Source organism: Arthrobacter sp. BE255 (assembly GCF_031457335.1).
Classification (GTDB): Bacteria; Actinomycetota; Actinomycetes; order Actinomycetales; family Micrococcaceae; genus Arthrobacter.
In genome coordinates this window covers 57,518-69,958 of the sequence record NZ_JAVDWK010000006.1, presented here as the reverse complement: position 1 = coordinate 69,958, position 12,441 = coordinate 57,518, and the positions used below count along the sequence as shown (strand labels likewise).

Annotated in this window: 11 protein-coding genes and 1 pseudogene; 4 read left to right on the top strand and 8 right to left on the bottom strand. The window is 63.9% G+C overall.

Features of this window, described 5'->3' with window-relative positions:
* Position 1 precedes the first annotated feature (1 nt).
* The gene (locus J2X42_RS12295; protein ID WP_310165492.1) at positions 2-259 is read left to right on the top strand and encodes a tautomerase family protein; all 258 of its coding nucleotides are present in this window, start codon (positions 2-4) and stop codon (positions 257-259) included.
* On the top strand, positions 259-1,326 hold the full coding sequence (locus tag J2X42_RS12290) for an LLM class flavin-dependent oxidoreductase (RefSeq protein WP_310165490.1): 1,068 nt from the start codon (positions 259-261) through the stop codon (positions 1,324-1,326). The genes J2X42_RS12295 and J2X42_RS12290 overlap by 1 nt, the downstream gene beginning before the upstream one ends.
* Before the next feature lie 21 nt (positions 1,327-1,347).
* Here J2X42_RS12290 and J2X42_RS12285 read toward each other — a convergent pair whose 3' ends face one another.
* Complete coding sequence (locus J2X42_RS12285) at positions 1,348-1,545, bottom strand: hypothetical protein (protein ID WP_310165488.1); 198 nt, start codon at positions 1,543-1,545, stop codon at positions 1,348-1,350.
* A gap of 150 nt (positions 1,546-1,695) precedes the next feature.
* Positions 1,696-3,852, bottom strand: a complete 2,157-nt coding sequence (locus J2X42_RS12280; protein WP_310165776.1) for a glycogen debranching N-terminal domain-containing protein — start codon at positions 3,850-3,852, stop codon at positions 1,696-1,698.
* Between the two features lie 593 nt (positions 3,853-4,445).
* Here J2X42_RS12280 and J2X42_RS23400 point away from each other — a divergent pair.
* Positions 4,446-4,784 carry a DUF2188 domain-containing protein gene (locus J2X42_RS23400; RefSeq protein WP_396134067.1) on the top strand — a complete coding sequence of 113 codons (339 nt, stop codon included), beginning with the start codon at positions 4,446-4,448 and terminating at the stop codon, positions 4,782-4,784.
* A 39-nt stretch (positions 4,785-4,823) separates the two neighbouring features.
* Positions 4,824-5,033: pseudogene (locus tag J2X42_RS12275) on the top strand (hypothetical protein); the annotation flags it as partial.
* On the opposite strand, the gene J2X42_RS12270 reads toward J2X42_RS12275, so the two are convergent.
* The 6 genes from J2X42_RS12270 to J2X42_RS12245 form a co-directional block, all read right to left on the bottom strand.
* Positions 5,030-7,339: an FdhF/YdeP family oxidoreductase gene (locus J2X42_RS12270; RefSeq protein WP_310165484.1), complete on the bottom strand. Its 2,310-nt coding sequence runs from the start codon at positions 7,337-7,339 to the stop codon at positions 5,030-5,032. The pseudogene J2X42_RS12275 and the gene J2X42_RS12270 sit on opposite strands and share 4 nt — an antisense overlap.
* Before the next feature lie 141 nt (positions 7,340-7,480).
* Positions 7,481-8,101: an MBL fold metallo-hydrolase gene (locus tag J2X42_RS12265; RefSeq protein ID WP_310165482.1), complete on the bottom strand. Its 621-nt coding sequence runs from the start codon at positions 8,099-8,101 to the stop codon at positions 7,481-7,483.
* The gene (locus tag J2X42_RS12260) at positions 8,098-9,234 is read right to left on the bottom strand and encodes an S-(hydroxymethyl)mycothiol dehydrogenase (protein WP_310165481.1); all 1,137 of its coding nucleotides are present in this window, start codon (positions 9,232-9,234) and stop codon (positions 8,098-8,100) included. Before J2X42_RS12260 ends, J2X42_RS12265 begins: the two co-directional genes overlap by 4 nt.
* A gap of 143 nt (positions 9,235-9,377) precedes the next feature.
* Positions 9,378-10,763, bottom strand: a complete 1,386-nt coding sequence (locus J2X42_RS12255; RefSeq protein ID WP_310165480.1) for an MFS transporter — start codon at positions 10,761-10,763, stop codon at positions 9,378-9,380.
* 90 nt (positions 10,764-10,853) lie between these two features.
* The gene (locus J2X42_RS12250; RefSeq protein WP_310165479.1) at positions 10,854-12,092 is read right to left on the bottom strand and encodes an FAD-dependent oxidoreductase; all 1,239 of its coding nucleotides are present in this window, start codon (positions 12,090-12,092) and stop codon (positions 10,854-10,856) included.
* A gap of 17 nt (positions 12,093-12,109) precedes the next feature.
* Positions 12,110-12,433, bottom strand: coding sequence for a 2Fe-2S iron-sulfur cluster-binding protein (locus tag J2X42_RS12245; RefSeq protein WP_310165478.1), 324 nt, complete (start codon positions 12,431-12,433; stop codon positions 12,110-12,112).
* Positions 12,434-12,441: the final 8 nt, after the last annotated feature.

The window sequence follows — 12,441 nt, the reverse complement described above, 5'->3', positions numbered from 1 at the left end:
CTTGCCACTTATCGAAGTCTCCATCGCCCGGGGCCGGACACCCGAGCAGCTCCGCTCTCTCATTGGCGCGCTTCACCGTGCAGCGGAGAACTCTGTGGGCGCGGCACCGGAAAACACCACCGTCATCATCCGGGAAATTGAACACGAACACTGGTCCCGCGGTGACCAGACCATCGCCGAACGCAACGCCTCAACACAGGACGCAGCACCCGCCCAGGAATTGCCGGCAAACGCCGCAGCAGAACGAAGGAGCCACTAATGCGCTTTTCCCTCTTCGCCCACATGGAGCGCTGGGACGAGACCGTCTCGCACCGCGAATGCTTCGAGAACCTGACGGAACTCACCCTGATCGCCGAAGCCGGAGGGTTCAGCACCGTCTGGATTGGTGAGCACCACTCGATGGAATACACCATCTCCCCCAGCCCCATGCCGCAGCTCGCCTACCTCGCAGCGCGCACGTCACGCATCCGGCTGGGCGCCGGAACCATCATCGCGCCCTTCTGGAACCCCCTCCGGGTGGCCGGCGAGACCGCACTCCTGGATGTCATCAGCAACGGCCGAATGGAAGTGGGACTGGCACGCGGGGCCTACCAGTTCGAGTTCGACCGGCTTATGGACGGCATGTCCGCAGTCGACGGCGGCAAGCACCTGCGCGAGCTGGTCCCGGCCGTGCGGGCGCTGTGGGAAGGTGACTATGCACACGACGGCGAGGTCTGGCAGTTCCCGACCTCGACCAGCGTTCCCAAGCCCGTGCAGAAGCCGACGCCGCCCATGTGGATCGCCGCCCGCGACATCTCCTCGCATGAGTTCGCCGTCGCCAACGGCTGCAACGTGATGGTGACCCCGCTGATGAAGGGCGACGAGGAGGTCGAAGACCTTGCGCGCAAGTTCGACACCGCCGTGGAGAACAACCCCGGAGTCCCGCGCCCGGACCTCATGGTGCTGCGCCACACGCATGTCCACGCCGCGGACGAGCCCGAGGGCTGGCGGCGTCCGGCCGAGGCCATCCAGAAGTTCTACCGCACGTTTGACGCCTGGTTCGGCAACAAAACCACCCCGACGAACGGCTTCCTCGAGCCCAGCCCTGCCGAGAAGTTCGCCGAGCGCCCGGAGTTCACGCCGGAGTCCTTCCACCGGACGGCGATGATCGGGACGCCCGATGAGGTGATCGAGCGGCTCCGCCACTACGAGGCCCTCGGCGTCACAGAGTTCAGCTTCTGGGCCGACAACAGCCTGACCCACGAAGAGAAGAAACGCTCGCTGGAGCTCTTCATCGAGCACGTCGTCCCGGCCTTCCAGGAACAGCCCGCTACCGCAGCACGCTAATGTCAGCCGGTGCCCGAGCCACTACGATGGCCGGGCACCGGCCGGGCGTTGCGGTTTCGGGCGGCCGGCTGATTTTGCCGATATGGCCAGGAAACGGTTGGGCAGTTCCAGCAGTTCAAGCGGACCGTGGGGTCCTTCGCCATCCAAAAGCAGCGAATCCCCAGCCTCCATGGCGTATTCGTACGCTCCATGGCCAAAGACCATCCTGCCTGCGAGCATGTAGATGAATTCTGTGCCGGGATGCTGGAAAAGCGGAGATCTGAGGCGTCAGTCAGCGTGACCAGGGTTGGCATCTTTTGAAGACCCCTCCGCCACCCTTTGCCGAGACGTTCTGCGCTCACTACAAAAAGAGGCCCTTGACGCGCGATGTCAGGCTATTTCGCCCCGACCGGCTTGCGCCACGAGTTCTGCCAGCCAGGGTCTGCGCCCCTGATGGAATACCATCCCTTCTGGCAGTCCCTGGACTGAGGGTACTGAATCCTTAATGTCGATGGTGATCCGGCCGCCGGCCATGGGTGCATTCGTGACGTGCAGGTCGCCGTAGGACTCCGGGAGTACGGGATCCATCCAGAAGCCGCCGCGGGAAACATGGGGGTCAAGTCGCATCAGGCTGGTCACCAAGAAGATCGGTGTTGTCGCTGCCCAGGCCTGCGGTGAACAAGCTGTCGGATAGGTCACGGGCCGAGCGTAGCGTTCCCGGCTGAACCCGCAGAACAACTCAGGCAGCCGGCCGTCGGAAAACTCTGCCGCCTCCAACAGGGCAGTGGAGATACGCTGCGCCTCCTCAACGAAACCGTAGCGCAGCAGGCCGACCGCAGTGATGGCACTGTCATGGGGCCAGACCGAGCCGTTGTGGTAACTCGCCGGGTTGTAGGCCCCCATATCGCTAGCTAGAGTCCGCACTCCCCAGCCGCTGAACATTTCCGGGGACATCAGCCGTTCCGCCACCAATGGCGCCTTGTTCATGTCTACGAGTCCGGCCCAGAGGCAGTGGCCCATGTTGGAAGTGCAGGCATCGACCTGCCGCTTTTTTCCGTCCAAAGCGACCGCGTAGTACCCGCGATCCGGCATCCAGAACTGCTCGTTGAACTGTTCTTTCAACTGCGCAGCGCGACCGACCAACTCGTTCCCTAAAGACGCGTCTCCCGCCTCGTACGCCATCCATGCCCTCGAGAGATATGCGACGTAGACGTACGCCTGCACTTCGCAGAGGGCGATGGGGGGTTCGGCGAGCCGTCCGTCGGCGAAGTTGATGCCATCCCATGAGTCTTTCCAGCCCTGGTTGATGAGCCCGTTGGGGTTGAGTCGCTCGTACTCGACGAATCCGTCACCGTCCTTGTCTCCGTAGTCCCTGATCCACTCCAGCGCCCGGTCGGCGTGCGGTAGGAGGGCGGCGATGGTGTCCTTGGCGTAACCCCACCGGCTAACAGACCCCAGGACCACCAAGAACAGGGGCGTCGCGTCGACACTTCCGTAATAGACGGATTTTCCGCCCAAGGACAAACCGCTGGACACGTCAAGCCGGACTTCGTGCAGGATCTTGCCCGGCTCCTCCTCGCTCATGGGATTAACCACGCTCCCCTGCCGGTCTGCCAGCGTTCGCAACGTGCCCAGGGCCAGTGAGGGATCCACCGGCATCGACATCTCCGACGCCCACAGTGAATCGCGGCCAAACAGGGTCATAAACCAGGGCGCACCCGCGGCCACCACCACGCGGTCCGGATTGTTCGGATCCTCGATGCGAAGGGAACCCAGGTCGTCGTAGCTGCGGCGCCCAATTCGTTCAATGGAGCGATTTCCCATCTGCACCACCGGAATCTTGGCCAGCCATTCCCGACGACGCCGATCCCGGGGAGACAAACCGTCCTCATCGGCATGGACAAATAGGGCTTCAGAACTCGTCCCATCCACGACGGGCACCACAGCTAAGGCCGTGCTCCATTCGCCGTGCGGTGCCACCGACACACGGTAGGTGAGAATCTCCTCATTAATATCTGCTCCAGGCGCCCGGACGGCAACGCCCCTCCTGACATCCTGCCAAACAGCCCGGATCCTCAGTGTGTCGCCGTCCGGCTCGCGGGTTTGATCCCAGCGCCGCTGGATCCGCGCCTCCTTCACCTCGAATAGATCCGCAAAATCCGCCTCAACCGTCAGGGAGACCACGCAATCAACAGGGTCCAAAGAGTAATTCCAGATGGTTACTTGCTCGTGGATGCCCAGCCCGACTTCTCGCAGCCGCTCCACAATCAGCGGGCTGTCCGCATACCCGTCCAAGCGGGGAACTCGCGCTGCAAAGAGGGCCCGGTACGGCTCCTTCATCTCCGCGGCCAACGGCTCAAGTGGCTGGCCGTTAATTGTGAGGCTCCAGCAGGACAGAATCCGGGTGTCCTGGACAAAAAGGCCGTGTGGAAGTTCGGGCTGTATGTCCCCGTTCTGCAAGGAGATGCAGAACGAAGACCCTTCGACCAGGGTAACCGTCCCGGCTCCCAGCGGTCCTGCCGCCGTGTCAGCATTCCACCCAGCCATCTCAGCCCCTTCGCAAATTCGAATCGGCCCAATCATCCTCTGGGTCATGTGCTTGCGGTAGCCATCAATTCTCCAAACGACGCTACGCTTGCTCACGCTCCTACGCCATAGGATCCGGACGTCGGAGTCGTGGGCGGTTTGAGGTCGTAGTCCTTGTACCAAAACCTGAGGACAGCCAGAGTCCGCATCAATTCTTATCTCTGGGGTGGGTGGCGAAAATTCCCTCTGAACAGCCGCTTTACTTAGCCATGCGGCGCGGCAGGGCTGCGACACCCATACCCCAAATTTCGCCGGAGACCACAGTGAGATGGCTTAGCCTGTTGGCCCCTCATCACATAGACCCCCGGGCGTACCCCGGGGGTCTATGTGAGGGATATGTTTTTCGCTCATAACGCGGAGAAAGATCCCTGCTAAATCAGCACAAACAGCCCCCTCCCACTGCGATCACCACATGTTCACTAACAGTCGAGTTCCGACAGGACACGCCGGCCAAACTCGCAAATTGGCGGGGACTTCAGCAACGGACACCTCTGAGGCTTCATTGACCGTCATTCCCGTTTGGCGCATTGCATTAATCAGCTACGTGTCTGGGGGTGATTCATTTGGCTGGACCCAATAGCTACCAAGTGGTTCCTGGTGACGACGGGTGGAAGGGCGAGCGGGAGGGCTCCCCTCTGGCTTCCTCTGTTCACGACACTCAGGCTGCGGCAATCGATGCAGCTCGTGGCTATCCCTCCAGGCCTGGCGGCGGGGAGTCGAAATCCATCGCGAGGACAACAGGATCCGGGCTATTGACACCATTGACCCTGGCAACGATCCCCGGAACACTCCGGGTTAGAGTCCTTAGAAATGAAGATGACCTCGCCGGTTCTCACCACCCCGGAGGAGAACGCCGCGGCCTTCTGTCGCCAATACTCAATCACCCAAGGTGAGCTGGAGTAACCGCTCCCCCGGACCCTGCACCTGCCGAGGGCGGGGTGTGGATGGATCCCGTGCTTCCGGACTCCTACGGGGACCTTCACATCAGCAATGCGCCCATGGCCGGCGGCCGGATTACGATCGATGTTTCCGGCTCGCAGGCGACCATTCAGGGATTGCCCGAGGGCATGGTGCTTCACCACGGAACACGGCCCTGGATGGCCGACCTGGCGCGGAAGGCCATGATGGACGAGAAGGACTAGGCGTCCGCGGCGTGCGGGACGAAGCGGACAAACATCGCCTTGAAGCCCGGTGTGTTCGATTCCCGGGCCACGTTGTCTTTGTGGACCAGGGCGTTGGCTTCGGGGAAGTACGCGGCGGCGCAGCCCTTCGCCGTGGGGTAGGCGACCAGCCGGAATTTGTCCGCCTGCCGGTCCTGCCCCTGGAAGGTGCTGACGACGTCCACGAGGTCCCGGTCCTGGAACCCGAGCTCCGTCAGGTCCTCGGGGTGCACCAAGATCACCCGGCGGCCGTCCGAGATCCCCCGGTAGCGGTCGTCCAGGCCGTAGAACGTGGTGTTGTACTGGTCGTGGCTGCGGATGGTCTGCAGGACAAGATGGCCGTCCGGCGGCGTGAGGTATTCCAGCGGGCTGACGGTGAAGCGTCCGCGGCCGATGTCCGTGTTGAAGGACCGGGTGTCGCGCGGCGGATTCGGCAGCACGAAGCCGTTCTTCGTCCGCACCCGCTTGTTGAAGTCCTCGAAGCCCGGGATGACGCGGGAGATGTGGTCCCGGATGACGTCGTAGTCCTCGGCCAGCGCCTTCCAGTCCACAGGGTGGTCGTCACCGAGGGCGGCATCGGCCATGCGGGCGACGATCACCGGTTCGGCGAGCAGGTGCTCGGACACCGGCTGGAGTCTGCCCTGGGTGGAGTGGACCACTGACATGGAGTCCTCCACAGACAGGAACTGGGCGCCCGTGGGGTGCTTGTCGTCCTTGTCCGTCCTGCCCAGCGTGGGCAGGATTAGCGACGTGCGGCCGTGGACCACGTGGGACCTGTTCGGCTTGGTGGAAATGTGGACGGTCAGGCCTATCCGCTGCATCCCGGCTTCGAGGGTTTCGGTGTCCGAACACGCCAGGGAGAAGTTTCCGCCCATGGACACGAAGACGTCCACTTCGTCGCGCTCAAACGCCTCCATGGACTCGACGGCGTCGTAGCCGTGGTGTCGCGGAGATTGGATGCCGTACTCGTTGTCGAGGGCCTCCAGGAGCCATTCCTTCGGCTTCTCCCAAATGCCCATGGTCCGGTCGCCCTGGACGTTGGAGTGCCCGCGGACCGGGCAGGCCCCGGCACCGGGCTTGCCGAAGTTGCCCTGCAGCAGCAGGACGTTGACCATTTCCTTGATGGTGTCCACAGAGTGCGGCTGCTGCGTCACGCCCAGGGCCCAGCAGAAGATGCTGGCTTTGGACCGGATGAGCATCCCGGCCACGTCTTCGATCTGCTTCCGGGCCAGCCCGGTCGCCTTCTCCGTCTCGGCCCAGTTCACCTGGAGTCGGGCCTCACGGTATGCCTCAAAGCCGTCGGTCTGAGCCTCGATGAAGGAACGGTCGACGAAGGTACCCGGGTTCTGTTCCTCGGCCGCCAGCAGCAGGTGCCCCAGCGCCTGGAACAGCGCCAGGTCCCCGCCCACCTTGATCTGCAGGTATTCGTCGGCCAGCGGCGTGCCGCCCCCCACCACCCCTGAAACCGTCTGCGGGTCCTTGAAATTGAACAGGCCGGCCTCCGGTAGCGGGTTCACCGCCACCACCTTGCCGCCCTTGTCCTTGCACTCCTTCAGCGCGGACAGCATCCGCGGGTGGTTCGTGCCCGGGTTCTGCCCCACGACGAAGATCAGCTCGGCGTCGTGGATGTCATCCAGCGAAACGGTGCCCTTGCCGATGCCGATGGTCGGGTTCAACGCCGAACCTGAGGATTCGTGGCACATGTTGGAACAGTCCGGCAGGTTGTTGGTGCCCAGCGACCGCGCAAACAGCTGGTACATGTACGCCGTCTCGTTGGCCGTGCGACCGGAGGTGTAGAAGACGCAGCGGTCAGGCGTGCTGGCCCGGATGTGTTCACCGATGAGCTCGAAGGCATCCGCCCACGAGATCGGCGAATAGTGCGTCTCCCCTTCCCGGATCACCACCGGTTCACTCAGCCGGCCCTGGTTGCCCAGCCAGTACTCGGTCTTGTCCGACAGCTCCGTGATGGAGTGCTTCGCCCAGAACTCCGCACCCACTGTCCGCAGGGTGTTCTCCTCGGCCACGGCCTTGGCCCCGTTTTCGCAGAACTCGGCAGCCTTGCGCTTTTTGTCCGACTCCGGCCACGCACAGCCCGGGCAGTCGAAGCCGCCTCTCTGGTTCAGGCGCAGCAGCGACTGGGCCGTGCGCGTGACACCGGCCTGCGCCACGGCCCGCTCCAAGGCCACCATCACGGCCTTGACGCCGGCAGCTTCCGTTTTCGGTTTCCCGACGGCGAGGGCGTCCTCGTTGATGTCCGCAACGGGGGCGGGCTGTTTGCCGAACTTCATTGTTCCAACTTTCTTACCGGCCAGCGTCGTGCTTATTGAACGCCGTGCTTGTTGAACGCCGTGCTTTTTGAACGCCCGGTAAGGCGCGCCAGCTTTCGTGGCGCGCCTTACCGGGTCCTGCTTGATACGGGAAATCCTGCTCTACTGGTTGACCTTGGCCAGCGTCTCCAGCTCGGCACCGATTGTGGTGTTGTCGCCATGGCCGGTGCGGACCACCGTCTCGGCCGGAAGCGGCAACAGGCGTTCCCGGATCGAGGTGAGGATGGTGGGGTGGTCGCTGTATGACCTGCCGGTGGCACCCGGCCCGCCGTTGAAGAGGGTGTCTCCGGTGAAGACCGTCCCTTCTTCCTCGAGCAGGAAGCAGGTGGACCCGGGTGAGTGGCCAGGGGTATGGATGGCCCTGAGCGTAGCCCCGCCAACCTGGAAGACATCGCCGTCGGCGATCTCCCGGTCCGGCTTGGCGTCCGGGTAGACCTGCTCCCACAGCATCAGGTCATCGGGGTGCAGGTGGATGGGGGCGTCCACTGCCGCGGCGACCTCATGGGCGGCCCCGATGTGGTCGTTGTGCGCGTGGGTCAGCAGGATGGCAAGGACCTTCCGGCCGCGGACCTGGCTGATGATCGCGGAGGCGTCGTGCGGCGAATCGATGATCACGCATTCGTCGTCGTTCCCCACGATCCAGACGTTGTTGTCCACGTCCCAGGTGCCGCCGTCGAGCGAAAAAGTGCCTGAGGTGACGAGGTTCTCAATGGTGACGCTCATGCGCTGACCACCGAAGCGACGTTCAACGCATCGGCATCCACCGAGGAAGTGATTTCGACGACTGAGCGGAGGACCTTGCCCTCATGCATCCTGTCGAAGGCCTCTTCGACTTGGTCGATGGTGATGCGTTCGGTCACGAAGGCGTCGAGGTCCAGGTTGCCCTGCTTGTAATGCTGGACCAGCATCGGGAAGTCGCGGGAGGGCAGGCAGTCCCCGTACCAGGAGGACTTCAGGGACCCGCCGCGGCCAAAGACGTCCAGCAGGGGCAGCTCAAGCTTCATGTCCGGCGTCGGGACGCCCACCAGCACCACGCGGCCGGCGAGGTCCCGGGCGTAGAAAGCCTGCTTGTACGTTTCGGGGCGTCCGACGGCGTCGATCACCAGGTCGGCACCGTTGCCGCCGTTCAGGGCCCGGATGGCCTCGACCGGGTCGTCCGTGCTGGAGTTCACCCCGTGGGTGGCGCCCAGGGATTTGGCCATCTCGATCTTGTTCTCGTCGATGTCCACGGCGATGATCGTGGTGGCGCCGGCCAGCTTCGCCCCGGCGATCGCGGCAATGCCGACGCCGCCGCAGCCGATCACGGCCACGGACTCGCCGCGCTTGACCTCGCCGGTGTTGATCGCGGCGCCGATGCCGGCCATCACGCCGCAGCCGAGCAGCCCGACGGCGGCCGGATCGGCGTCCTCGTCCACCTTGGTGCACTGCCCGGCGGCGACGAGCGTCTTCTCAGCGAAGGCGCCGATGCCGAGCGCGGGCGACAGTTCCGTGCCGTCCTCCAGCGTCATCTTCTGCGTCGCGTTGTGGGTGTTGAAGCAGTACTGCGGCTTCCCCTTGGCGCACGCCCGGCACTGACCGCAGACGGCCCGCCAGTTCAGGATGACGCGGTCCCCCGGCGCCACCTCCGTGACAGCCGGTCCGACAGCATTCACCACAGCGGTAGCCTCATGGCCCAGCAGGATGGGGAAATCGTCGGTGATTCCGCCCTGCTTGTAGTGCAGGTCCGTGTGGCAAACACCGCAGGTGAGGATGTCCACGAGCACCTCTCCGGGTCCGGGATCCGGCACCAGGATGGTCTCTACCGAAACCGGAGCATTCTTTTCCTTGGCAATGACTGCCTTAACCCGGTGTGCCATGAAATTGTTGTCCTTTTCCGTCCTGAACAGGTCTGTGTGGGTCTTTGATTCTTTGCTCTATTCTTGCCGCCGTCGTTCGCTGGCTTCCGCCTGCTTGTGACCCAGGCGCTGTCAGACAGCCCCGGCCCCAGATGACGGCGTGATCAGACGGTGCGTATGGGCGCATTTGGAACGTCGGCGGTGCGTTTGTCGAAGACCAATGCACCGACTTCCTGTTCGGCCTGGTTCCGGATCGAAAGGTCGATTCCTGAGCGGTCCCGCACGAGGGAGACGGCCAGAAGGGAGAGGACCGTCATCCCCACGAGATACAGGGTAACGGCGTCTGTTCCGCCTGTGGCCTGTACAAGGGCTGTGGCGATTGTCGGGGCGAAGGCGCCGCCGAGGATCGCCCCCAAGGCGTAGGAGATGGAGACGCCGGAGAAGCGCACTGAGGCGGGGAACATTTCCGCGTACAGGGCAGCCTGTGGGCCGTAGGCCAGTCCCAGACCAACGGTGAAGATGGTCATTGCCAGGTAGAGCATCGGCAGGGACCCTGTGTTAATCATCCAGAAGAGTGGGAAGCAGGCCAGCAGCTGGGCGCCGAAGCCCAGGAGGTAGGTGCACTTGCGGCCAATTTTGTCCGAGAGGTAGCCGGCGAGGTAGGTGAAGGCCAGCCAGACGCCAGCGCCGTAAGCGACGGCGATGAGCACGTCAGTGCGTTCGTGACCGACCGCGGGGCTGGACGCGTAGCTGGGGATGAAACCGCCGGTTGCCATGTACCCTGCGGCGTTGTTGCCTGCGAAGATCAGGGCGGCGACGATCACGAGCAGTCCATGGCGGCGGAACAGTTCCACGATCGGTACCTTGGGTTGCTTCTTGGCTGCTGCGATTTCCTGAAAGACTGGGGATTCGTCTACCGCGCGGCGTACGAAGTAGCCGACGACGATGAGGACGATGCTGAGCAGGAAGGGTACGCGCCATCCCCATTCGAGGAAGGCCGCTCCCGGGGAGATGATACCGGTCATGAGCGCTGTGATGCCGGTGGCCAGGAGCAGTCCCAGTGGGACGCCCAGCTGGGGGAAGGCTCCGGCCCGTCCGCGGCGGTCGCGGGGGGCGTGCTCAACTGCCATCAGGACCGCCCCTCCCCATTCGCCGCCGGCCGAGATGCCCTGCAGGATCCTCAGCAGCAGGAGCATGACCGGGGCGATAACACCGGCGGTCGCATAGGTCGGCAGGAAGCCGATCAAGGTCGTTGCCGCGCCCATGAGGATCAGGGTCATCACGAGCATGGCCCGGCGGCCGATTCTATCGCCGTAGTGGCCGGCCAGGAAGGCACCGAGGGGCCGGAAGAGGAAACTGATGCCGACGGAGGCGAAGGACAACAGCAGACCGATGGACGCGCCGGCTGGTTCGAAGAACAGCTGGGCGAACACCAGGCCGGCGGCGGTGGCGTAGATGAAGAAGTCGTACCATTCAACGGTGGTGCCGATGACGGTGGCAAAGGCGACACGACGTTGGTTCGCTGTCGAACTGTGGGTGGATGTGCTCATGATTCTCCAGTTGGTGTGAGCGGAATAGCCCCAGGGGAAACCCCGGGGATTGGCCCGTGCTGCAGATCTGTTGGGATGGAGACGGAAGGGTCAGACAGAGACGGGGATGACCGGGCTGCTGGCGGCAGCCTTGAGGGTGAACCCCTCGCTTTCCGCCTGCGTACGGGTGATGGCGGTGCCGGCGGCGAGTAGTTTGCGGGCCGCCATATGGTCCGCGGCGCTGTTGACCGATTCCACAGCCGCGAGGATGCCGTCCCTGAAGCAGAGGACGGAGAACTTTGCTGCCCCCTGGTCGCCCAGGATCAGCATGTCGTCATCGGGTCGTGCGAGCCCTGCCATCTGCAGCTTGTAGGGGCCTTGGGTGGACCAGAACCACGGCAGGTCCGTGTAGGGGCTCTCAGCTCCCAGGATTGTACGTGCGGCGTGGCGGGCCTGGTCGGTGGCGTTCTGGACCGATTCCAGACGCAGACGACCCTGCGCGTGTGCGCTGGGGAAACTGGCGCAGTCGCCGATGGCCAGAACAGCGGGATCCGCCGTGCGAAGCGTTTCGTCGACAACGATTCCGTTGCTGGTCTCGAGGCCGGCTTCGGCAGCCAACGTGTCGTTGGGCTGCACGCCGATGCCAACGAGGACCAGATCTGCCGGGTACGAGGCCCCTGTGGTGGAGATTGCGGCTCCGACGCGGCCACCCGCGCCGGGCTCGAAGCGGTCGATGCCTTCGCTCAGGCGCAGGTTGACGCCTTGTGAGCGCAGGGCGTCCGCGAACCATTCACTCATGACCGGGGTCAGCGCCCGCCCCATCGGGCGTGGCGCGAATTCCAGGACGGTCACGTTGCATCCGTGGGCCAGGGCGGCAGCGGCGAATTCCAGTCCGATGAATCCGGCACCGATGATCACGATGTTGCGGGCGGGGGGCAGCGCCACGTGCAGTGCCTCTGCATCCGTCAGGGTTTTCAGTCCATGGATGCCGGGCAGGGACGCACCCGGGCAGTTCAGCATCCTGTTTCTGGCGCCGGTCGCGAAGATGAGGTGGTCATAGCCGAGTGAATCTTCGGTGGTCTTCACTTTGCGTTCGGCCCGGTTAATGGCGATTGCCTGGACGCCTTCATGGAGTGTGATGTTCTTGTCCGTGAAGAAGGTTGGGCCTCGCAGCGGCAGGGGCGCCGCCTCCTTGTCCGGGGCGAGGTAGTCCTTGGACAGAGGTGGGCGCTGGTAGGGAAGGCCGGGTTCCTCGGCGATCACGTCGATCTTGCCGTCGTATCCTTCGGTCCGCAATGTGTCGGCAACCTGCAGACCGGCCTGTCCGCCGCCAATGATGACAACGTTCATGTCGCTGTCCCCCGCGTCTAGAGCTGGCCGGCAGGGATGTCGACGACAATCTCTGACAGCTCTGCGTCGATCTTGATCTGGCATGCCAGCCGTGAGCTGTCCATCCGCTCGGCGGTGGCGCAGTCAAGCATTTCGTCTTCGTCGTCGCTGATGTCGGGCAGCGCCTGCGCGTATTCCGGGCGGACGTAGACGTGGCACGTGGCGCACATGGCCTGCCCGCCGCATTCGCCGATGATGCCGTCAATGCCGTTGCTGACGGCGGCGCGCATCAGTGTTGTGCCTGCCTCGACCTTGAGGGTTTGCTGGGTGCCGTTGGGCTGGGTGTAAGTGACGGTGGGCATCGTTGCTC